This window comes from Nonomuraea sp. NPDC049714, assembly GCF_044465295.1.
Taxonomy (GTDB): Bacteria; Actinomycetota; Actinomycetes; order Streptosporangiales; family Streptosporangiaceae; genus Nonomuraea.
Window position 1 is genome coordinate 781,060 of record NZ_JBITLM010000001.1, and the last position, 20,750, is coordinate 801,809.

At 69.4% G+C, this 20,750-nt stretch carries 21 protein-coding genes; 12 read left to right on the forward strand and 9 right to left on the reverse strand.

All coding sequences use genetic code 11. From position 1 onward, the window contains the following. Positions 1-175: 175 nt before the first annotated feature. The 6 genes from ACIBQX_RS03710 (at position 176) to ACIBQX_RS03735 (ending at position 6,814) form a co-directional block, all read left to right on the forward strand. Complete coding sequence (locus tag ACIBQX_RS03710) at positions 176-1,504, forward strand: ABC transporter substrate-binding protein (protein ID WP_397000228.1); 1,329 nt, start codon at positions 176-178, stop codon at positions 1,502-1,504. An 87-nt stretch (positions 1,505-1,591) separates the two neighbouring features. Further along, the gene (locus ACIBQX_RS03715; RefSeq protein WP_397000230.1) at positions 1,592-2,545 is read left to right on the forward strand and encodes a carbohydrate ABC transporter permease; all 954 of its coding nucleotides are present in this window, start codon (positions 1,592-1,594) and stop codon (positions 2,543-2,545) included. Then, on the forward strand, positions 2,542-3,393 hold the full coding sequence (locus ACIBQX_RS03720; protein WP_397000232.1) for a carbohydrate ABC transporter permease: 852 nt from the start codon (positions 2,542-2,544) through the stop codon (positions 3,391-3,393). Before ACIBQX_RS03715 ends, ACIBQX_RS03720 begins: the two co-directional genes overlap by 4 nt. Then, entirely contained in the window at positions 3,390-4,802 is a 1,413-nt protein-coding gene (locus ACIBQX_RS03725; protein ID WP_397000234.1) for a GH1 family beta-glucosidase, read from the forward strand. Before ACIBQX_RS03720 ends, ACIBQX_RS03725 begins: the two co-directional genes overlap by 4 nt. Continuing rightward, positions 4,783-5,781 carry a LacI family DNA-binding transcriptional regulator gene (locus ACIBQX_RS03730; protein ID WP_397000236.1) on the forward strand — a complete coding sequence of 333 codons (999 nt, stop codon included), beginning with the start codon at positions 4,783-4,785 and terminating at the stop codon, positions 5,779-5,781. Before ACIBQX_RS03725 ends, ACIBQX_RS03730 begins: the two co-directional genes overlap by 20 nt. 40 nt (positions 5,782-5,821) lie before the next feature. Next, a complete protein-coding gene (locus ACIBQX_RS03735; RefSeq protein WP_397000238.1) occupies positions 5,822-6,814 on the forward strand; it encodes a phosphotransferase family protein in 993 nt (330 codons plus the stop codon). A gap of 16 nt (positions 6,815-6,830) precedes the next feature. Here the strand turns inward: ACIBQX_RS03735 and ACIBQX_RS03740 are convergent, their stop codons facing one another. Both ACIBQX_RS03740 and ACIBQX_RS03745 read right to left on the reverse strand, forming a co-directional pair. Continuing rightward, positions 6,831-7,184, reverse strand: coding sequence for a hypothetical protein (locus ACIBQX_RS03740; protein ID WP_397000240.1), 354 nt, complete (start codon positions 7,182-7,184; stop codon positions 6,831-6,833). 227 nt (positions 7,185-7,411) lie between these two features. After that, entirely contained in the window at positions 7,412-8,368 is a 957-nt protein-coding gene (locus tag ACIBQX_RS03745; RefSeq protein WP_397000242.1) for an anti-sigma factor, read from the reverse strand. Positions 8,369-8,907: 539 nt separating this feature from the next. Here ACIBQX_RS03745 and ACIBQX_RS03750 point away from each other — a divergent pair. The 3 genes from ACIBQX_RS03750 (at position 8,908) to ACIBQX_RS03760 (ending at position 12,383) form a co-directional block, all read left to right on the forward strand. Continuing rightward, positions 8,908-10,176: an FAD-dependent oxidoreductase gene (locus ACIBQX_RS03750; protein WP_397000244.1), complete on the forward strand. Its 1,269-nt coding sequence runs from the start codon at positions 8,908-8,910 to the stop codon at positions 10,174-10,176. Next, positions 10,173-11,516, forward strand: coding sequence for a class II 3-deoxy-7-phosphoheptulonate synthase (locus tag ACIBQX_RS03755; RefSeq protein WP_397000246.1), 1,344 nt, complete (start codon positions 10,173-10,175; stop codon positions 11,514-11,516). Before ACIBQX_RS03750 ends, ACIBQX_RS03755 begins: the two co-directional genes overlap by 4 nt. 90 nt (positions 11,517-11,606) lie before the next feature. Continuing rightward, positions 11,607-12,383 (forward strand): SAM-dependent methyltransferase, encoded by a 777-nt coding sequence (locus ACIBQX_RS03760; RefSeq protein ID WP_397000248.1) that lies wholly within the window; start codon positions 11,607-11,609, stop codon positions 12,381-12,383. Positions 12,384-12,455: 72 nt separating this feature from the next. Here the strand turns inward: ACIBQX_RS03760 and ACIBQX_RS03765 are convergent, their stop codons facing one another. From ACIBQX_RS03765 to ACIBQX_RS03775, 3 genes are all read right to left on the reverse strand, one after another. Beyond that, a complete protein-coding gene (locus ACIBQX_RS03765) occupies positions 12,456-13,616 on the reverse strand; it encodes an RNA-guided endonuclease InsQ/TnpB family protein (RefSeq protein ID WP_397000250.1) in 1,161 nt (386 codons plus the stop codon). 276 nt (positions 13,617-13,892) lie between these two features. Then, complete coding sequence (trxA, locus tag ACIBQX_RS03770; RefSeq protein ID WP_397000252.1) at positions 13,893-14,267, reverse strand: thioredoxin; 375 nt, start codon at positions 14,265-14,267, stop codon at positions 13,893-13,895. A 126-nt stretch (positions 14,268-14,393) separates the two neighbouring features. Then, entirely contained in the window at positions 14,394-16,085 is a 1,692-nt protein-coding gene (locus ACIBQX_RS03775; RefSeq protein WP_397000254.1) for an ExeM/NucH family extracellular endonuclease, read from the reverse strand. Between the two features lie 106 nt (positions 16,086-16,191). On the opposite strand from ACIBQX_RS03775, the gene ACIBQX_RS03780 reads away from it, so the two are divergent. Then, positions 16,192-17,247: a pentapeptide repeat-containing protein gene (locus ACIBQX_RS03780; RefSeq protein ID WP_397000256.1), complete on the forward strand. Its 1,056-nt coding sequence runs from the start codon at positions 16,192-16,194 to the stop codon at positions 17,245-17,247. A 16-nt stretch (positions 17,248-17,263) separates the two neighbouring features. On the opposite strand, the gene ACIBQX_RS03785 is transcribed toward ACIBQX_RS03780, so the two are convergent. The 3 genes from ACIBQX_RS03785 to ACIBQX_RS03795 are packed head-to-tail and all read right to left on the reverse strand — an operon-like array spanning position 17,264 to position 18,400. Further along, complete coding sequence (locus ACIBQX_RS03785) at positions 17,264-17,731, reverse strand: SRPBCC domain-containing protein (protein ID WP_397000258.1); 468 nt, start codon at positions 17,729-17,731, stop codon at positions 17,264-17,266. Further along, positions 17,724-18,050 (reverse strand): ArsR/SmtB family transcription factor, encoded by a 327-nt coding sequence (locus ACIBQX_RS03790; protein WP_397000260.1) that lies wholly within the window; start codon positions 18,048-18,050, stop codon positions 17,724-17,726. Before ACIBQX_RS03790 ends, ACIBQX_RS03785 begins: the two co-directional genes overlap by 8 nt. Then, on the reverse strand, positions 18,047-18,400 hold the full coding sequence (locus ACIBQX_RS03795; RefSeq protein ID WP_397000262.1) for a VOC family protein: 354 nt from the start codon (positions 18,398-18,400) through the stop codon (positions 18,047-18,049). Before ACIBQX_RS03795 ends, ACIBQX_RS03790 begins: the two co-directional genes overlap by 4 nt. A 106-nt stretch (positions 18,401-18,506) precedes the next feature. On the opposite strand from ACIBQX_RS03795, the gene ACIBQX_RS03800 reads away from it, so the two are divergent. After that, on the forward strand, positions 18,507-19,166 hold the full coding sequence (locus ACIBQX_RS03800; protein WP_397000264.1) for a permease prefix domain 1-containing protein: 660 nt from the start codon (positions 18,507-18,509) through the stop codon (positions 19,164-19,166). Here the strand turns inward: ACIBQX_RS03800 and ACIBQX_RS03805 are convergent. Then, positions 19,150-19,497 (reverse strand): PadR family transcriptional regulator, encoded by a 348-nt coding sequence (locus ACIBQX_RS03805; RefSeq protein WP_397000266.1) that lies wholly within the window; start codon positions 19,495-19,497, stop codon positions 19,150-19,152. The genes ACIBQX_RS03800 and ACIBQX_RS03805 overlap by 17 nt on opposite strands. 89 nt (positions 19,498-19,586) lie before the next feature. Here ACIBQX_RS03805 and ACIBQX_RS03810 point away from each other — a divergent pair, with 89 nt between their 5' ends. Further along, positions 19,587-20,750: a cytochrome ubiquinol oxidase subunit I gene (locus ACIBQX_RS03810; RefSeq protein ID WP_397000268.1), complete on the forward strand. Its 1,164-nt coding sequence runs from the start codon at positions 19,587-19,589 to the stop codon at positions 20,748-20,750.

The window sequence follows — 20,750 nt, forward strand, 5'->3', positions numbered from 1 at the left end:
GCCTGAAAAATCCCTTTCTAGGGGCCCAAACTAGCCCACAGGTAACGGTTGAGTTTCGGGACGTTGACGCCCGCACGCCGCACGGGCACTCTTGTGGGAGCGCTCCCAAAGGACCTCCTATCGCGGGACTGTCGCGATTGCACCTCCCACGATCCACACCCAAAAGGGGTACGGAATGACGAACCACAAGCGCTCCGTCGTGACCGGTGTCCTGGTCACCGCGCTGGCCGCCATGACGGCCGCGTGCGGTGGCGAGACGACGCCGTCGTCCTCGGCCGGCGCGACGGCGGCGGCCGAGCCGGTCACGATCAACGTGCACACCTTCGGCGCCGGCGAGAACTTCGGCTATGACGAAGCCGTCAAGAAATGGAACGCCGAGCACCCGAACATCCAGGTCAAGTACTCCAACCTGACCGACAGGTTCGAGGACGTCTACCTGCCGCAGCTGCTGCAGCGCCTGCAGGCCGGCAGCGGCGCCGGCGACATCGTCGGCATCGACGAGGGCGCGATGGGCCTCATGGCCGCCCGGCCGCAGTTCTTCACCGACCTCGGAGAGCACGGCCTGCAGGACCGCAAGGCGGACTTCCCCGCCGCCAAGTGGGAGGCGGGCGTCAACGCCGACGGCAAGCTGTTCGCGCTCGGCACCGACATCGGCGGCATGACGATGTGCTACCGCAAGGACCTGTTCGAGAAGGCCGGCCTGCCCACCGACCGCGAGGAGGTCGGCAAGCTGTGGCCGGACTGGGACGCCTACCTCGAGGCAGGCAAGAAGTTCCAGGCGGCCAACAAGGACGCCAAGTGGATGGACGGCCCCAACACCATCTACAACGTGATCCTGGCGCAGGAGGCGCCGAAGAACGGCAACGTCTCCTACTTCGACAAGAGCAACCAGCTCGTCCTCGAGACCAACCCGGCCGTCAAGACCTCCTTCGACTGGGTGCAGCGGTTCAGCAAGGAAGGGCTGACGGCCAAGCTGCAGGCCTTCTCCCCGCCGTGGACCAAGGCCATCAAGGCCGGCGACTTCGCCACCATGGGCTGCCCGGCGTGGATGCTCGGCGTCATCTCCGGGGCGGCCGGTGAGAGCAACAAGGGCAACTGGGACGTGGCCGCCGTGCCCGGCGGGACCGGCAACTGGGGCGGCTCCTGGCTGGCCGTCCCCAAGCAGACCAAGCACCCGAAGGAAGCCGCCCAGGTGCTGAACTACCTCACGGGCAAGGACGGCCACGTCGCGGCCTTCAAGGAGGCGGGCGCCTTCCCGAGCTCCATCCCCGCCCAGCAGGACCCTGAGGTAGCCGGGCTGAAGAACGAGTACTTCAACGACGTGCCGACCGGTGAGATCTTCGCCGCCTCGGTGAAGGACCTGCAGCCGGTGTTCCTGGGCGAGAAGCACGCTCAGGTGAAGACGTCGGTGGAGAAGGTGCTCGAAGGCATGGACCAGGGCGCGGTGACCTACGAAGAGGCCTGGTCCAAGTTCACGGCCGCGGGCGTCAAGGCAGCGGGCTGACCCCTCGCCGCCCTCAGGAACGGGTGGCGCCTCCCTCTTCCCCCTGGGAAGGCGCCACCTCCTCCCGACCTGGCTCGAAAGGCTTCCATGACTCTCCAACTGGCGCCCGCCCCGCGGCAGGCGCACCGGAAGCGGACACCGCCGCAGCGGCGGATGGCGCGCTTCGACCTCAGGGGTGTGCCCTACCTCCTGGTGTCACCATATTTCCTGCTTTTTGCGATCTTCGGGCTCTTCCCGCTCGGCTACACGCTCTGGCTCTCCCTGCACGACTGGGAACTGGCCGGGGACAAGAGCTTCACCGGCCTGGCGAACTACGCCGAGCTCATCGTGGACGCCGAGTTCTGGAACGCGGTGATCAACACGGTCGGCATCTTCGTCATGTCGACCATCCCTCAGATCGTGCTGGCGCTGATGCTGGCCAACGCGCTGAACAAGCGGCTGCGGGGCAGGCTGCTCCTGCGCCTGGGCGTGCTGCTGCCGCTGGTGACCTCGGTCGTCGCGGTGGCGGTCATCTTCAGCGGGCTCTTCGCCCGCGACTACGGCCTGTTCAACTGGATGCTCGGCCTGGTGGGGATCGAGCCGATCGCCTGGCAGAACGAGAAGTGGTCGTCCTGGATCGCGATCTCCACCATGATCGACTGGCGGTGGACCGGCTACAACGCCATCATCCTGCTGGCCGCCATGCAGACGATCCCCAAGGATCTCTATGAGGCGGCGGCGCTCGACGGCGCGTCGGCCCGCACCCAGTTCTGGAAGATCACGATCCCGATGCTGCGGCCCACCATCGTGTTCGTCGTCTTCATCTCCACCATCGGCGGCCTGACGCTGTTCACCGAACCGGTGATGTTCGAGGGCAACCCGCAGATGACGGGCGGCACCACCGGCCAGTACCAGACGGTGGCGATGTTCGTGGTCGAGGCCGCCTTCCGCAACTACGAGATGGGCTACGCCTCGGCGGCCGCCTGGCTGCTGTTCGTGCTGATCCTGATCGGGACCGCGGCCAACTACTGGTTCACACGTCGAATCGGGGGTTCGCGATGACGACCGTCCAGTCCGGAAACCGCATGTGGGACGCAGGGGCTCTCACAAAGGTCGTGCTGGCGCTGGCACTGCTGTTGTCCGCGTTCCCCATCTACTACATGTTCATCATGGCCACCCGGAGCAACGAGGAGGCCCTCGACGTGCCGCCGCCGCTGCTCCCCGGCGGTGAGCTCGGCGAGAACGTCCGGCGGCTGCTGGCGACCGAGGACGCGTACTTCGTCACGGGTCTGATCAACTCGGCGATCGTGTCGGTCACGGTCACCGTGTCGGTGGTGCTCATCTCGACGCTGGCCGGCTTCGCCTTCTCCAAGCTGCGCTTCCGTGGCTCCAAGATCATGCTGGGGCTGATCCTGGTCACGATGATGGTGCCGCTGCAGCAGATGGGCGTCGTGCCGCTGTACGAGCTCATGGTGACGCTGGGCTGGACCGGCCAGCTGCAGGCGGTGATCCTGCCGTTCCTGGTCAACGGGTTCGGCGTGTTCATGATGACGCAGTACGCCTCGCAGGCGGTGCCCGACGAGCTGGTGGAGGCCGCCAGGGTGGACGGCGCCACCACGATGGGCATCTACCGGATGGTCATCCTGCCCGCGCTGCGGCCCGGCATGGCGGTGCTCGCCCTGCTGGTGTTCATGCAGACGTGGAACGAGTTCATGTGGCCGCTGATCGTGCTGCTGCCGGAGAATCCGGTGGTGCAGACGTCGATCGCGGCGCTCAACCAGGCCCACGGCACCGACTACGTGATGCTGTACACCGGCACCGCCGCCTCGGTCATCCCACTGTTCGTGGTTTTCGTCCTATTCGGCCGCCAGATCGTCGGCGGACTGATGGAAGGTGCGGTCAAGGCGTGACGACTCAGGAGGAGCAGACCCGCTCCCAACTGCGCTTCCCTACCGGATTCTCCTGGGGTGCGGCCACCTCGGCCTACCAGATCGAGGGGGCGGTGACGGCCGACGGCCGCGGCACCTCGATCTGGGACACCTTCACCAGAACCCCCGGCAGGGTGGTCGGCGGCGAGCACGCGGACGTGACCATCGACCACTACCACCGATACCGGGACGACGTCCGGATCATGGCGGACCTGGGCCTGAGCGCCTACCGCTTCTCGGTGTCCTGGCCGCGCATCCAGCCGGACGGATCTGGACAGATCAATCAGAAGGGGCTCGACTTCTACAAGCGCCTCACCGACGAGCTCCTCTCGCACGGCATCGACCCGTGGCTGACCCTCTACCACTGGGATCTGCCACAGGCTCTGGAGGACGCCGGCGGCTGGCCCAACAGGGACACCGCGCTGCGCTTCGCCGACTACGCGGCGGCGGTGCACGAGGCGCTGCACGACAGGGTGCACACATGGGGCACCGTCAATGAGCCGTGGTGCGCGGCCTTTCTGGGTTACGCCTCGGGTGAGCACGCTCCGGGACGCCGTGAGCCCGAGAACGCGATCCGGGCCGCGCACCACTTGAACCTCGCCCATGGCCTGGCCGTGCAGTCCATGGGCGCGCGGCGGGTGGGGGGCTGCGTCAACCTGTACGCGATCACCCCGGCCGGCCCGGGCGAGCAGGACCTGGACGCGGCGCGCCGCATCGACGGGCTGCAGAACCGGTTCTTCCTGGACGCGCTGCTGACCGGCCGCTATCCGCAGGACGTGCTCGACGACCTGGCGATGGACCTGTCGTTCATCGAGGACGGCGACCTCAAGACCATCAACGCGCCGATCGACCTGCTGCTGGTGAACTACTACAGCCGCTTCACCGTCTCCGGCGCGCCCGGCGGCGGCAAGGCGTCCGCGGCGGCCGCGCCGGTCGAGACGGCCTCGCCGTGGGTCGGCAGCGAGCATGTGTCGTTCGTCAACGGCGGCCGGCCGGTCACCTCGATGGGCTGGGAGATCGACGAGAGCGGCCTGCTCGAGGTGCTGCGGATGGTGGCGCGCGAGTACCCGCCGGTCGCGCTGGTGGTCTCGGAGAACGGCGCCGCCTTCGACGACGTCCTGAAGGGCGATCGGGTGCACGACGCCGAGCGGTGCGCCTACCTTGAGGCCCACCTGCGCGCCTGCAAGGAGGCGATCGACTCCGGGGTGCCGCTGGAGGGTTACTTCGCCTGGTCGCTGATGGACAACTTCGAGTGGGCCTGGGGGTACGGCAAGCGCTTCGGGCTGGTGCACGTCGACTACGAGACCCAGCGACGCCGGCTCAAGGACAGCGCGCTCTGGTACGCCGAGATCATCCGGCAGAATAGGCCCCATGAACCGACCGACTCTTGAGGCAGTGGCAGCTCGGGCCGGCGTGGGCCGGGGCACCGTGTCGAGAGTCATCAACGGCTCACCGAACGTCAGCGAACGGGCCCGCGAGGCCGTGCAGCAGGCGATCAAGGAGCTCGGCTACGTCCCCAACAGGGCGGCGCGGGCGCTGGTCACCCGGCGCACCGACACCGTCGCCCTGGTGGTGTCGGAGTCGGAGTTGCGGGTGTTCGACGAGCCCTACTTCGCCGGCACCATCCGGGGCATCGGCTCGGCGCTGACGGAGACGGGCCTGCAGCTGATCCTGGCCATGGCACGTTCCCCCGAGGAGCACGTCAGGCTGGAGCACTACCTGACGGGGCAGCACGTCGACGGCGTGCTGCTGCTGTCGCTGCACGGCGCCGACCCGCTGCCGCGCAGGCTGGAGGCGATGGGCGTGCCGACCGTGCTGGGCGGCAGGCCCATCGGCCTCACCCCCTACAGCTACGTGGACATGGACAACAGGGCAGGGGCCCGGCAGGCGGTCAAGCACCTGCTGGGCCTCGGCCGTTCCAAGATCGCCGTGATCGCCGGCCCGCAGGACATGGGCGTGGGCGTGGACCGGCTGTCGGGCTACCGCGACGCGGTGCTGCCCACCGGCCTGCCCGAGCTGGTGGCCTACGGCGACTTCTCCGAGGAGAGCGGCGCGTCGGCGATGACCGAGCTGCTGGCCGCGCATCCCGACCTCGACGCGGTGTTCGCCGCCTCCGACCCGATGGCGCTGGGCGCGATGCGGGTGCTCAAGGCCGCGGGCAGGGCCATCCCCGAGGACGTGGCGGTGATCGGCTTCGACGACTCGAAGGCGGCGCTGCACGCCGACCCGCCGCTGACGACGGTCCACCAGCCGACCGAGGCGATGGGCCGCCAGATGGCGCTGCTGCTGGTGGCCCGGATCCACGGCGAGGAGCTGCGCCAGCCGGTGATGATCCTCGACACCCACCTGGTGCACCGCGAGTCCGCGTGACCTGGACGTCCGGCGCTGCCTGGCCGCACAATCAGATCTCGTGAACAGCAGGACGAAACGTCGTTTATCCCCCGCCGAGCTCGACGCGCTCTCCCGCCGCGCCCTCGGCGCGGGGGTTGCCGAGCACACCGAGCTGACCGACGGCTACGCCAACGCGGTCTGGCGGCTGCGCCTGGACGACGGCCGCGAGGTGGTGTGCAAGCTGTCGCCGCCGCCCGAGCTGGACCAGCTCAGTTACGAACGCAACCTGCTGCGGATGGAGGCGTCGGCCTACGAGCTGGCGGCGGGAGCAGGGGTGCCGACCGCCCGGTTGCTGTGCGCCGGGTTCGACGATCCGGTGCTGGGCGGCGACTACCTGATGCTCGGCGCGCTGGACGGCGTCTCCTGGAACGCCGTCAAGCCCGACGGCGAGGACGGGTTGCGCCACGAGCTGGGCCGGCTCCTGGCCCGGCTCAACGCGGTGACCGGCGAGGTGTTCGGCTATCCGCACGCGGGGATCACCGGCTCCACCTGGCGGCAGGCATACCTCGCCATGGTCGACGCGCTGCTCGGCGACACCGTGCGCTACCCGGCGCCGCTGCCGGCCCCGGCGGCGCGGATCCGCGCCGTGCTGGCGGCGGCCGCGCCCGCGCTGGACGAGGTGACCACCCCGCACCTGGTCCACTTCGACATCTGGCCGGGCAATGTGTTCCTGGACCTGACGGGGACGCCCCGGATCCAGGCGATCATCGACCACGAGCGGGCCTTCTGGGGCGATCCGCTGGCCGAGTTCGCCACGCCGACCATCTTCGGCGAGCTGCGCGAGGACGATCCGCTGCTCGCGGGCTACCGTGAGGTGACCCCGGTGGACCTCACCCCGGCCGCGCGGGTCCGGCTCGACCTCTACCACGCCTACCTCTACCTGATCCTGCTGGTGGAGAACGGGCCCCGGCAGTATCCGGAGTCGGAGTACGCGCGGATCCGCGACCGGGCCATCCCCTCACTCGCCGGCGTCCTGGACCGCCTGGCACGGCTCGCCCAGCCGGCCGGCTAGCCCTGTCGACGCCGGGTCAGCGGTCCAGGCGCACGGTGACGGTGACGCGGCCCTTCTCGTCACGCCGGGCGACGGCGTGTCCCGGCTGGTCGGCCCCGTCCAGGTGAAGCGAGATCGGGCCGCCCTCGCCGGTGAAGTTGCGCCACCAGTTCTTGGCCTCGGGCATACGGACACCGATCGTGACGACGCCGTCCGCGCGCCGGTAGCCGACGGGCGTGCTGAAGGTGCGTCCCGAGCGTCGTCCGGTGTAGGTGACGATCGTGAGATGCCGCCTCGCCAGGCGGCCCCAGCGTGGCGACATGCGCAACGCGCCCACGCAGGTGTTGACACGATTCACCGTCCGCACCGGAAGCGGTCCTCGGTATTTCATGGATCCTCCATCGCGCTGGGCGGCCGTACCGTGCCCCCGATCAGGCGCGCTCGCCGCTCCACTCACTGTCACCGTAGCGCCGCAAACGGAGCAGGTCGTCCACTTGGCCCGAAGTGAGAAATACGAGCACTGCGGAGCCTCACAAGCCGACGGCGAAGACCGGACAGGCGCCATACGCTGCGAGCCCCTCGCGCTCACGCTCGGAGCGACCACGCCAGCAGGCCGGCTCACGCCCTGGGCAGTTCGGCCAGCAGGATGGGGTGGGTCGTTGGCTGATCGGAGCCGCCGGCGGGCTCGATCGTCAGCCCGACCTGCGCGTCGCCGGGGAGCGGCCGGGTTAGGACGGGGGCGGTGGAGCCGTCCTCGCGCCGGTTGACGAAGCCCGCCGGGCGCGCGCCGTCCGGGCCCATCAGCCACAGCTGGTAGGTGCCGGCCGCCGGGAGTTCGGGCAGGTCGGACGTGGTAAAGAGCATGCGGCCCTGCTCACGGGAGACCACGAAGACGGCGGTGCCGCCCACCTTCACCGGTTGCCGTACCGTCTGCGCGTCGGGCGCGGCGAGCACGGCGGCGATGGCCGCGTCGCGCGCCCGCAACTCCCCCAGATCCCGGCGGGCGTCGAAACCCAGCACCCCCAGCGCGACCGCCGCCGCCACCGCCACCGCCGCGACCCCGGCCATCGCCTTCGCCCGCCACCTGCGACGCAGAGAAGACACGTCGACCTGTCCGGCATCGGGCTCGGACCGGCCATCCCACCCACGGAACGGCACACCCGCCACGGTCATATCCCCACCCACGGCCCCGGACGGTGAGCCGGTCGCCGGCGCGAGCTCGGACGAAGCTCGGGGCGGCGGTGGGCCTCCCGCTGTGCCGGTGGTAGGTGAGGTCGGGGGTGGCTGGGAGCCTGGAACGTACGCGAAGGTGGCGTCCCACTCCGTCACCGTCCGGGCAGCGGCATGCCCGTCACCGGTGGGCCCTCCCACCACGTGGGTGACGACGTCCCTGCGGGGCGGTCGTACCACCCGAGCGGCAACATCTCCGCCAACCGGCCCCACCTGGGTGACGACGTCGCTGTGGGGCGGTCGTACCAGGTGGGCGGCGGCCAGGATGCGGGGGCGGAGGGGTGCGGGTGGGGTGGTGGCGGTGGTGAGGGCGAGCCGGGCGGCGCCTTCGCGCAGTCGGTGCACCTCAGCCGGACATACCGGGCAAGCCGAAAGGTGCTCCTCGTAGGGCGCGACGTCGACAGATGGCAGGGCGTGTACGGCGTAGGCTCCGGCAAGGCTGTGGAGCTCGTTCACATCGTTGGGCCCAGCGAAAGTGTCGTCCGCGCCGATAGGCCCGGCGGCTGTGCCGTCCACGCCGTCGGACCCAGCACAGCTGTCATCCACGCCGCCAGGGCCGGCGCAACTGCCGTCCACGCCGCCAGGGCCGGCGCAGCTGCTATCCACGCCGCTAGGTCCGGCGCAGCTGCTGTCCGCGCCTCCAGGCCTGGCGGAGTTGTCGTCCGCGCCGTTGGGTGCGGCGGCTGTGGAGCTCACGCCGTTGGGTCCGGTGGGGTGGGGGTCGGGGAGGGAGGGGGGGTTGTCGTTCATGTCCGCTCCCTGGTCCGCCGGCCCGGCCGCTCGTGGTGAGCGGGCGTTCGCGGTTGATTCGGCGTTCGGACCTCTCCGGATGCGGTACTTGCAATTTCCGTGGGAGATGACACAATCTCATCAGGTGATGAATTATGACATGTGTAATCGCGGGCGGAGGCCCGGCGGGCGCGGTGCTCGCACTCATCCTGGCCAGGAGCGGCGTCGAGGTGACGCTGCTGGAGAAGCACGCCGACTTCCTGCGTGACTTCAGAGGCGACACGATCCACCCGTCGACGCTGCAGGTGCTCGACGAGCTGGGCCTGGCCGACGACTTCCTGAAGCTTCCGCACCGCAAGGCGTACGAGCTCAGTCTCATCACGGACGCGGGGCCGATGCGGCTGACGAGCCTGCGGCAGCTGCCGGGGCCGTACAACTACGTCGCGTTCGTCCCCCAGTGGGACTTCCTCAACCTCATCACGGCCAAGGCCGCCGCCTACCCGAACTTCCACCTTCTGATGGAGGCGGAGGCGTACGACCTCATCCGGGAGGGCGGCGCGGTGCGCGGGCTGCGCTACCGGGACGCGTCCGGCGAGCACGAGCTCAGGGCGGACCTGACCGTGGCCGCCGACGGCCGCGGCTCGGTGCTGCGCGAGCGCGCGGGGCTGGTGCCCGAGGAGCTCGGCGCGCCGATGGACGTGCTGTGGTTCCGGATGCCGCGCGAGGACACCGATCCGGAGAACACGTTCCTGCGCGTCTCCAGCGGCCACCTGATGGTCGCGATCAACCGCGAGAGCTACTGGCAGCTCGCCTACGCGATCCCCAAGGGCGGCTTCGACCGGCTGCGGAGCCAGGGCATCGAGGCGTTCCGGGAGCCGGTGTCGAGGCTGCTGCCCTTCCTCGGCGACAGGATCGGGCAGGTCCGCGGCTACGACGACATCAGCATGCTCAGGGTCGCGCTGAACCGGCTGCGCCGCTGGCATCGGCCGGGATTCCTGTGCATCGGCGACGCGGCGCACGCCATGTCGCCGGTCTTCGGCGTCGGCATCAACCTGGCGGTGCAGGACGCGGTGGCCACGGCCAACCTGCTGGCGGGCTCGCTGCGCTCCGGAGCCCCGATCCCGGAGTCCACGCTCCACCTGCTGCAGAAGCGCCGCATGCCGCCGACCAGGGTGACGCAGGCGGCCCAGCGGGTGGTGCAGGACAGGCTGATCCGCCCCGCGCTGAAGAGGCAGTTCAAGCCGCCGCGGTTCCTGCCCGACCTGGCCCGGGTCCCGCTGCTCAACCGCGTGACCCGCCGTTTCATCGGCCTCGGCGTGCGACCGGAGCACGTGGTCGTGGCGCCGTCGGCGGGACGGCCTTCTCACAACGTGGACATTGCGGTCGGTGATGATGACCCAGTGGAATACCCTCGTATGTCGTGAGCGCACAGAGCAATTCGCTGAATCTCGATTCCTGGCGAGCCCTCCCGGCGGCCCAGCAACCTGACTGGCCCGACCGCGCGGAGCTCCAGAAGGTCGTCACCGAACTCGGCGGCCTGCCGCCGCTGGTCTTCGCCGGAGAGTGCGACCAGCTCAAGGACCAGCTGGCGGCCGTCGTCCGTGGTGAGGCGTTCGTGCTGCAGGGCGGCGACTGCGCCGAGACGTTCGCCGGGGCGACCGCCGACAATGTGCGTAACAAGCTCAAGACGCTGCTGCAGATGGCGATCGTCCTCACCTACGCGGGCAAGGTGCCCGTGGTGAAGATCGGCCGCCTGGCGGGGCAGTTCGCCAAGCCGCGCTCCAAGAACACCGAGACGCGCGCCGGCATCGAGCTGCCCGCCTACCGGGGCGACATGGTCAACGGCTTCGACTTCACCCCCGAGGCGCGCGTCCCGGATCCGTGGCGACTGCTCAAGGCCTACCACTCCTCCGCCGTGACGCTCAACCTGGCGCGGGCCTTCACCAAGGGCGGCTACGCCGATCTGCGCCAGGTGCACGCCTGGAACCAGGACTTCGTCGCCGAGTCCCCGGCCGGTCGCCGCTACGAGCAGCTCGCCAGGGAGATCGACCAGGCGCTGGCGTTCATGCGGGCGTGCGGCGCGGACCCCGAGGAGTTCCACTCGGTGGAGTACTACTCCTCGCACGAGGCGCTGATCCTCGACTACGACCAGGCGCTCACCCGCGTAGACTCCCGCACCGGCCTGCCGTACGACGTGTCGGCGCACATGGTGTGGATCGGCGAGCGCACCCGCCAGCTCGACGGGGCGCACGTGGAGTTCTTCTCCCGCATCCGCAACCCGATCGGCGTCAAGCTCGGCCCGACCACCACCCCCGACGAGGCGCTGGCGCTGATCGACAAGCTCAACCCGGACAACGTGCCCGGACGGCTGACGTTCATCACCCGGATGGGCTCCTCCAAGATCCGCGAGTTCCTGCCGACGCTGGTCAAGGAGGTCACCGCCTCCGGCGCGCAGATCGCCTGGATCTGCGACCCGATGCACGGCAACACGTTCGAGACGCCGAGCGGGCACAAGACGCGGCGGCTCGACGACGTGCTCGACGAGGTGGCCGGCTTCTTCGAGGTGCACCGCTCGCTCGGCACCCACCCGGGCGGCATCCACATCGAGTTCACCGGCGACGACGTGACGGAGTGCGTCGGCGGCGGGCACGAGATCGTCGAGGGTGACCTGGCGACCCGCTACGAGACGGCCTGCGACCCGCGGCTCAACCGCGGTCAGTCGCTGGATCTCGCCTTCCGTGTCGCCGAGCTTTACCGCGGCTGACAATCAGCGGTCCACTGGAGCATTCCGAACCCGGCAAACCCGGTGATCTCCTATGATCACCGGGTAAAGGCCGAAATTTGGGAGTATGCGGTGGACAGCGCCCCTGAGGGCATCGACTCGAGCGTGCCCAACGTCGCGAGGATGTACGACTATTACCTTGACGGTAAGGACAACTTCGCAGCCGACCGCGAGGCGGCCGAGCGCATCATGAAGCTGTTCCCCAACACCAAGGACTCAGCTCAGCAGAACCGCGGTTTCCTGCGCCGGGCCGTGCAGGCGGTGACCGCGAGCGGCGTGGACCAGATCGTGGACCTGGGTGCGGGCCTGCCCACCCAGGGCAATACGCACGAGATCGCCGGCGGCGCCCGCGTGGTGTACGTGGACTACGACCCGGTCGTGTGCACCCACGGTCGCGCCCTGCTGGCCAGGGGGCAGAACGTGGACTTCCTGGAGGCGGACGCCAGGAAGCCGGAGGAGTTGCTCGCCCTCCTGGAGCCGATGATCGACTTCAGCCGGCCGGTGGCGTTCATGACGCTCGCGCTCCTGCACTTCATCCCGGACGACAGCGCGTACGACATCGTGGCGAAGCTGCGCGACGTCAGCGCGCCGGGGAGCCACCTGATCCTCAGCCATGGCATCGACGACAAGCCGGACACCACGCCGGAGGCTCTGCAGGTCTACAACCAGGCCACCGCCTCGCTGAACCTCAGGACGCACGAGGAGATCCTGCGCTTCTTCGAAGGCTACGAGCTGCTGGAGCCGGGCCTGGTCTATCCGAAGGACTGGCGGCCCGGCGACGAGCGGCCGAAGACCGGCATCAGGAGCAACCCCGGCTACGCCGGAGTCGGGCGCAAGCTGTCAACTTGACCCGGTCCTGAAGGACCGGGCTTGGAGGTAGGGCACCACTGGCTGTGGTGTGGCCTCCTCCGTCCAGACCACCTAGGAGGTGGCTGGGACGCGTGACTCACGCCCCGCAATCCACGCAACCTCGCCGCGTGCGGCGATGTTGCGGGAGGCATTCCGGTCGGCGTGGGCAACGACCCCGCAGCTCCGGCAGACGAACAAAGCCTGGCTGACCCGGTTGTTCCTGTCGATGTGGTGGCAGTCGGCGCATTCCTGGCTGGTGTACGCCGGATCGACGTACACCAGCGGAACGCCCGCCCACCGCGCCTTGTACACAAGGAAGCTCCCGAGCTGGTGGAACGCCCAGGAATGTAGCGTGACCCGTTGGGGCTTGCGGAGCCGTACCCTCTCCCGAATCCCGCCCAGATCTTCTGGGGCGATACCGGAACAGGTGCGTGCAGCCTCGGTCACGATCTTCTTCGAAATGACATGATTGACATTCGCGGCATGCCGCGACTCCTTACGGCGGCGCTGCTTAAGCCGCCGCCTGGCGGACTTGGTGCCCTTGGCCTGAAGCTTGCGGCGCAGCTCCAACTGCCGCTTGCGATGCCGGTTCAGCCCACGCCCACTGAACGGCGTCATACCGTCCACGGTGGCGATGTTGACGATGCCCAGATCCACACCGAGCCAGCCATCAGGCTGCTCGTTGACCGGGGCCTCGGGTACCTCGCACACCGCGACCAGGTAGAACACGCCGTCGCACTCGATCAGGTCGGACTCGCCCCGGCGGTGTTCACGCAGCGTCTTGAGCACACCGGCCGAACAGGCGAACCGGACGTTCCTCATGCGCCCGGCGGTGGTCCAGATACTGACCGTCTGCGCGTCGTACTGCCAGCTCAGACACCGGTCATCGAACGGATGCGCCGCCCGCGGACTGAAGCTGATCGGCTTGGACTCCGCCTTGACCCGGCGCTTGGAGCCCTCCTTGCCGAGGTTCCCGGCACGGATGTTCGCCCTCAACGTGGTGTAGGCGTCACTAACCTTCTTGATGGTGTGCTGAGCGACCTGCGCCCCCAGCCCCCGCGCCTTCAACTCGGCATAGGTGTGCCTACGCAACTCATACACCCGCGGCACACCACGATCGAAGGCCACCGCCGACACCCAGTTCGCGGCCTCGTTGACCGCACGCAGAGTCGCCGACAACGCGCAAGCCTGATCGGCCTCCGGCATCAGCTTCACCCGCACCACGATCTTCACCAGGAAAATCGTACGAGCCACGTCACCACGCTGAGAGCCAAACCCCAACATTCGCAGCGGCCGTACCGTTGTCCACACCCCCGCGCGCTTGGTGACAAACGCCCAGGCTGAGCCGCTCCCCGAACATTGCCGTCACCACACCGCTCGCCTCTTGGCGGCCTCCCGCGCTGCCGTTTCCTCCCAGGCGTGAACGCGGGTTCCACGACAGATCACGCTGAAGAGCATCTGGGAAGAGTACGGCCCTGCCCGGGAAAACCTGGCGGGGCTGTTCCTTGTTCAGTCCTGCTCGGCTTTCTTCAGCTCCTTGTCGAGCTCGGACCTGATCTCGTCCATGTCGAGGGCGCGCACCTGGCCGATGAGGTCGGTCAGCGCGGGCGCGGGGATGGCGCCGGGCTGGGAGAAGACCACGATGCCGTCACGGATGGCCATCAGCGTCGGGATCGACCTGATGTCGAAGCCCTGGGCGAGCGCCTGCTCCTGATCGGTGTCGATCTTGCCGAAGGTGATGTCCGCGTTCTCCTCCGACGCCTTCTCGAAGATCGGGCCGAACATCTTGCAGGGGCCACACCATTCCGCCCAGAAGTCGAGCAGGACGATCCCCTTGTCGGCGATGTCGTTGAAGTTCTTCTCGGTTACTTCGATGGTCGCCACAAGTGGCTCCTCGTTTCGTCGGTCCGCTGTCTTCCGTAGTTGCGACAACCCTGACAACCACGTACCCATCACCAGCATTCCATGCGCGAGGCCGGGCCGCGTCCCAGCGGCCCGGCCTCCCTCGGATCAGCGGCCCGGCAGGCTCAGCCCGACCACCAGCGGATCGTGGTCGGAGGAGCGGTAGGCGTCCGGCTTGTACAGCTCCGGCGGGTTGAACTCGGTGTTGTAGTCCAGGATGCGGGGCTCGTCGGCGTTGAGGTGCCAGATCGCGGCGCTGGTCACGCGCTTGAGCAACTGCCCGCCCGCGAACATGTGGTCCAGCTCGCCCGCCAGCCCGTCGAACAGGTAGCTGTAGCGCTGCCGGGCCGGCACGAACCGCTTGGTGAGGCTCGTCATGCCGCCCGCCTCCAGCGTGTCGATGGGGTCCTCCTCGCCGTAGGCGTTGAGGTCGCCGAGCACCAGCGGGCCGGGCACGTCCTTGACGAGCTTGAGCAGCGCCTGGGCCTGCTGGACGCGGGTGGCGTTCCAGCAGCCCTGGCCGTCGCCCTGGTCGGTGTCGGGGCCGCTGGAGGGGCAGGAGCCCTTGGACTTGAGGTGGTTGACGACCATGGTGAACGGCTGTCCGCCGCCCGTCCTGCGGAAGGTCTGGAGAAGCGGCGGCCGGCTGAAGACCGGGTCCTCCGACGACCGGGCGGCGCCCACCGGCGTCAGCTTGCCCGGCTTGTAGATGATGCCCACCTGGATGGCGTCGGTGCCGGGGAAGGGGTGGCTCAGCGCGGCGTACGTACCGGCGCCGACTTCGGCGTTGACCGCGTCGACCAGCGCCTGCAGGGCGGTCTGGCCGTTGTTCTCGACCTCCATGAGCCCGACCGCGTCGGCGTCGAGGCCCTTGAGCGCGGCCACCAGCTTGGTGAGCTGGCGCTGCTGCTCCTCGGCGGTGGTGGCGCCGCGCGAGCCGAGGGTGGTGAACCAGTTCAGCGTGTTGAACGAGGCCACCTTGACGTTGCCCGCCACCGGGACGGGCCGCGGCGGTCGCGGGTTGGTCCTGAGGTACTTGACGGGCTCGGTGGGCTGCAGCCGGTAGCGGTCGAAGCCGTAGCCGAGCACTCCGGTGAGGCCGACGGCGGTGTCACCGGCCCGGACGATCGGCGGCAGGGTGGCCGGGTTCTGCCGGGTGGAGCCGTCGTCGATGAGCAGCGAGCGCCGCTGGTTCGACGCGGCGTCGACGCCGGGGCGGTCGGTCGGCTGGAACAGCCGGCCGCCGGAGGAGACCGAGACCTCGCCGAAGCGGCCCAGGTTGTAGTGGTCGCCGACGGTCAGCGACTGGCGGAAGGTGAGGAGCACGTTCTCGACGGCTTCCAGCCGGTCGCTGGGCAGCCGGTAGCTCCGGGGTGCCACCGAGCCGGTGCCGCACACGTCGACGGCGGTGACCGGGGACAGCTCGGTCCAGCCGTTGAACTCCGTCGCCCGGCCGGTGACCAGGACGCGATCGCCGACCTTGACGTCCTTGAGGGAGTCGCGGGCGAAGGCGAACAGCCCGTCGGAGGTCGCGGGGTCGGAGTCCGGGGTCGGGTCCTGCAGGAAGAAGCCGCTGAGCTGGTCGCCGCGCTGGAAGTCGCCGGTGACGACGCCTTCGACGCGTACGGTCTGCCCGGCCAGCGGAGTGGCGTCGCCGCTCCCCTGGACCTCGGCGATCTGGCGGTCCGGCGGGGTGTCACAGGGCCCGGCGGGGGCCGCCGCGGCGGGAGACACCAGGATGGTGACGGTGAGAGCCGCCGCGGAGAACGCGGCACAAGTAGTCCGGGGTAAAGCGCGCATGACCGGCACTTTAGGGCCTGGCGCGCTTACATATTTCTACATAGATGTGGCCAGAAAATGAAATTACCGACCCTTGACAAGGTGGGGCATCGGGTATGACCAGGGTATGGACTGGGTCACCTGCGCGCACACCGCCGGCTGCACCGGGATCGCTCGCCGGCCATACCGTCTCTGCCTGGCTCATCTCCCCCACGACGAACTCGCGGTGGCCCTGGCCGCGATCCTGCCCGGTCGCCTGCTGGACCTGCGCGGCACCACCGTCAACGGCGACCTGCTGCGGCGGGTGATGGAGGCGACCCGGAGCCGGCCCGGCCGGGCCAGGCTCGATCGGGCCCGGTTCACCGGCGACGTCAAGCTCGCGGGCGTGACCTTCCTGGGCGACGTGTCGCTCGACCGCGCCACCTTCGACCGGCTCGCCTCCTTCTTCGGCGCGGGCTTCGAGGGCAACGTGTCGCTCGCCGGGGCGAGGTTCGCCAGGGAGCTGTCCTTCCACGGCGTCCGCGTGCGGGGGCGCATCTCACTGGATCAGGCGGTGATGTCCCGGGACGCCCTGTTCAGCCAGGTCGTCTTCGAGCACGGCCTGTCCTGTGAGGGTGCCAGGTTCGAGGGCTACACCACTTTCGACGGCGCCCGGCTGGACGCGGGCGCGAGCTTCCGCGGCGCCAGGTTCGGCCGGACGCTGTCGTTCCGCAAGGTCAGCGGCAGCGCCGGGTTCGACGCGGCGCGCTTCGCGGCCGACGCCTACCTCTCGGCGACCGGCCGCTTCTCCGCGGCGCGGGCGCGCGCCGACGGAACGCTGGACGTGGCCGTCCGGGCCTGCGGGGTCGACCTGCGCCGGGTGGTGGTGGCGGGCGCCACCACCCTGCGGCTGACGGACTCGCAGGCCGACCTGGAGGGCGCGGTCCTGCACGGCCCGGCGAGCGTGACCGGGCGCGGCAGGTCCACGGTGACCTCGCTGCGCGAGGTGGACGCCGCGCAGCTGGCGCTGTCGGGCCTGGACCTGTCGGCCTGCCGGTTCGCCGGGCTCGCCCACCCGGCGGGCGTGCGGCTGAAGGAGTGCACGTACGCGCTCCCCGGCATGCACATGAACATGCGCGGGCCGCTGCTGCGCTGGTTCGCCCGGCGCCGGGCGCAGGTTCCGCGTCCGGTCACGTACCGCTAGAGCCTGTTCAAGGCCGTCAGAGGCGCGCCGCCACCTCGGCGATCGCCTTGAAGTGGGCGGAGCGCCAGCCGCCGCCCATGATCTTGCGGGACATCTGCTGCAGCGGGTCGTCGGGGTCGAAGCCCTCGTGGTCGAGGAAGAGCCTGGTGCCCCTGCCCTCCGGCTCCAGCCGCCAGGTGACGGTCCAGTCGGCGTCGCCGCCCCGCCAGCTCAGCTTGAGGAGCTTCTGCGGCTCGGCCTCCAGCACCTCGCAGTGGACGATGCCGTCGAAGCCCACCTGCTCCTTGGGCGTGGTGGTGAAGGTGAAGCGGTGCCCCACCTCCGCCTTGATGTCGCCCGGCATGAGCCAGCGCGACACCAGGTCCGGCTCGGTGATCGCCCGCCACACCTTGGCGGGCGGATGCGCGATGAATTGGTCGAGCCGGATCGCGCGCCGTTCCTCACGTGTCTCGTCGGTCGTCTTCCCGGGTGTCCGCTCAGGCATCGTCGTCTTCCATCTCGTCGATCAGGTCGCTGAGGCGGGCCAGTCTGTCCCGCCAGAAGTGCTCGTACGGGCTGAGCCAGTCGCGGAGGTCCATGAGCGGGGCCGCCTCCAGCCGGTAGTGCCGTTCGCGGCCCTTGCGGCTCTCGGCCACCAGGCCCGCGTCCTTGAGCACCTTGAGATGCTCCGACACGCTGGGCCGGCTCATGTCGAAGCGCTCCGCCAGCCGCCCGGCGGGCTGGGCCCCCTCGTCGAGCAGCAGCCGCAGCAACTCGCGCCTGGCCGGGCTCGCCAGCGCGGTGAAGACGTGGTCGGCCGTCATGCCTGGCTGACCACGAACCCGTTGCCGAAGGGGTCCTGGAACAGCAGCTGGCGACCCCACGGCTGGTCGGCCGGCCCCTCGAAGGCCACGCCCTGCTCGGCCAGCCGCGCGGCCAGCGCGTCGAGGTCGGGCGAGGCGAGGACCAGGCCGCCGATCGGCGCCATCCCGGGGAACCAGGAGGCGAGCAGGAGGGTGCTGTCCACGCCCTTGGGGGCGACGGTCAGCCAGCGGCCCATCGGGAAGGGGTTGTCGGTGCGGACCTCGAAGTCGAGGACCTCGGTGTAGAACGCCAGCGCCCGTTCCTGGTCGGCGACGGGCACGGTCACGGTCACGATCTGGGAGATGAACATGTCAGCCACTATATGTAGGAAATTTCCTACTCATCAATGCCTAGCTGCGAAAGGCCAGGGAAAACCCCGATGAGGAACCGGCGCGCCCGTCCGTAAACTGGTGCGCATGCGGATCGACGACTACGTGAGCGAGCTCCACAGCGCCCTGCGCGGGCCGCACGGGCCCAAGCACGACCTGGTCGTCGAGGCCCGCGACAGCTTGATCGACACGGCCGACGCGCTGGAGTCCGACGGCCTGACCCGGGCCGAGGCCGAGCGGCTCGCGGTGGAGGAGTTCGGCCGGATCCGCGAGATCGCGCCCGGCTATCAGGCGGAGCTGACCGCGACCGCCGGGCGCCGGATGGCCCTGCTGCTGTTCGTCAGCGTGCCTGCGACCGTGTTCGCGTGGAGCCTGGTGTGGGAGTTCTACCCCGCCGAACTCGGCACCTGGGCCACGCTCCCCGACTGGTACGGCACCGTCTCCCGGCTGCTCGACATCGTGCAGCTCACCGTCGGGCTCTACGGCGGGCTGGCGCTGCTGGCCCTGAGCCGGGGCTCCTACTGGATCACCCATCCCCGCCTGGTCACCCGGTCTCTGGGCGTGGCGGTCTGGGTGATGCTGCCGCTGACGACGGCGCTGGGCCTGCTGCTGGCGCACGACTCCCACGCGCCCGCCGCCCCCGCCGACTTCCCGCCGCTGCTGCTGGCCAACCTGCTGACCTACGGGTTCGCGGGAGTGCAGCTCTACTGCGCCACCCGGTGCATCCGGCTCACCCGGACGGCTTGACCTCCGGCTTGATCTCCGGCTGGAGCACCCCGCCGATCACGCCGGCGAACTCGCGCCAGGCCGACCGCTCCCCCTGGAGTCGCCTCCTGCCCGAGTCGGTCAGCCGGTAGGTGCGCCGGCGGCGGCCGCCCACCGTGGCCCACTCGCTGGCCAGCAGGCCGGTGCGCTCCAGCTTGCGCAGGGCCGGATAGACGGTGCCGGTGGGCACGCTGAGCGCACCGCCGCTGCGCTCCTGGAGCGCCTCGATGATGGCGTAGCCGTGCAGCGGCTCCCGCTCCAGCACGGACAGCAGCAGGGCGTCCATGTGGCCCCGGAGCGCGTCGGGATTCATGACCACGATCCTAGGCAACGGTTCGTCATGTAGGCAGCCTACATGTAGGCTCTCTATATGTAGGCAGACACAACGACGGAGTGGGAACGATGGACGTACTCGAGCTGGCCCGCTTGCAGTTCGCGGTGACAGGGAGCCTCCACTTCCTGTTCGTCGTGCTCACGCTCGGGCTGGCGCCACTGGTGGCGATCATGCACACCCGCTGGGCGCTGTCCGGCAGGCCGCTGCAGGAGCGGATGACCCGGTTCTGGGGCCAGATCTACGTGATCAACTACGCGCTGGGCATCGTCACCGGACTGGTGATGGAGTTTCAGTTCGGGCTGTCGTGGAGCGGGCTGACCCACTACGCCGGCGACGTTTTCGGCGCCCCGCTGGCCATGGAGGCGCTGGTCGCGTTCTTCCTGGAGTCGACCTTCCTGGGCCTGTGGATCTTCGGCTGGGGGCGGCTGCCGAAGTGGGCCCACCTGGCCTGCATCTGGCTGGTGACCGCCACGGCCTACGCCAGCGCCTTCTTCATCATGGTCGCCAACTCCTTCCTGCAGAATCCGGCGGGGGCGGTGCTCTCCGGCGGCCGGCTCGAACTGACCGACTTCGGCGCGCTGCTGACGAACGAGGCCCTGGTCTTCTCCTTCCCGCACGTCCTGGGAGCCGGGCTGTTCACCGGGGCGATGGTGCTCGTCGGGGCCAGTGCCTACCAGTTGCGCCGCCGTACCGCTGACGTGGAGTTCTTCACCCGGTCGCTGCGGATCGGCGTGGTCACGGCCTCGATCGGCATCTTCCTGACCATGGGCTTCGGCTACGCGCAGTTCGCCGGTGTCCAGGAGGGCAAGTTCCAGAGCGGCACACCGGGCCTGATCCCGCTCGGGTTCATGACCGAAGGCGGCAACCTGCTGGCCCTGGTGGTGCTGTTCTTCATGCTGCCGCTGATCGCCGTGCTGCCGCGCTGGCGGTGGACGCACCCGATCCTCATCGCGCTCACCCCGGTGCCCTTCGTGATGGCGATCCTCGGCTGGCTGGCCAGGGAGCTGGGGCGGCAACCCTGGATGATCTGGGAGAAGCTGACCGTGGCCGACGCCATGTCGCCACAGCTCACCGCCGGCATGGTCACCGCCTCGACCATCGGCTTCGTCGCGGTGCTGGGGATGCTCGCGATCGTCGACTACGTGCTCATCGCCAGGGTGATCAAGCGCGGTCCCGACGACGTCGCCCTCGGGGCCGCAGCCGAGCAGCGCTCCCCCGCGCTGTCCTACTAG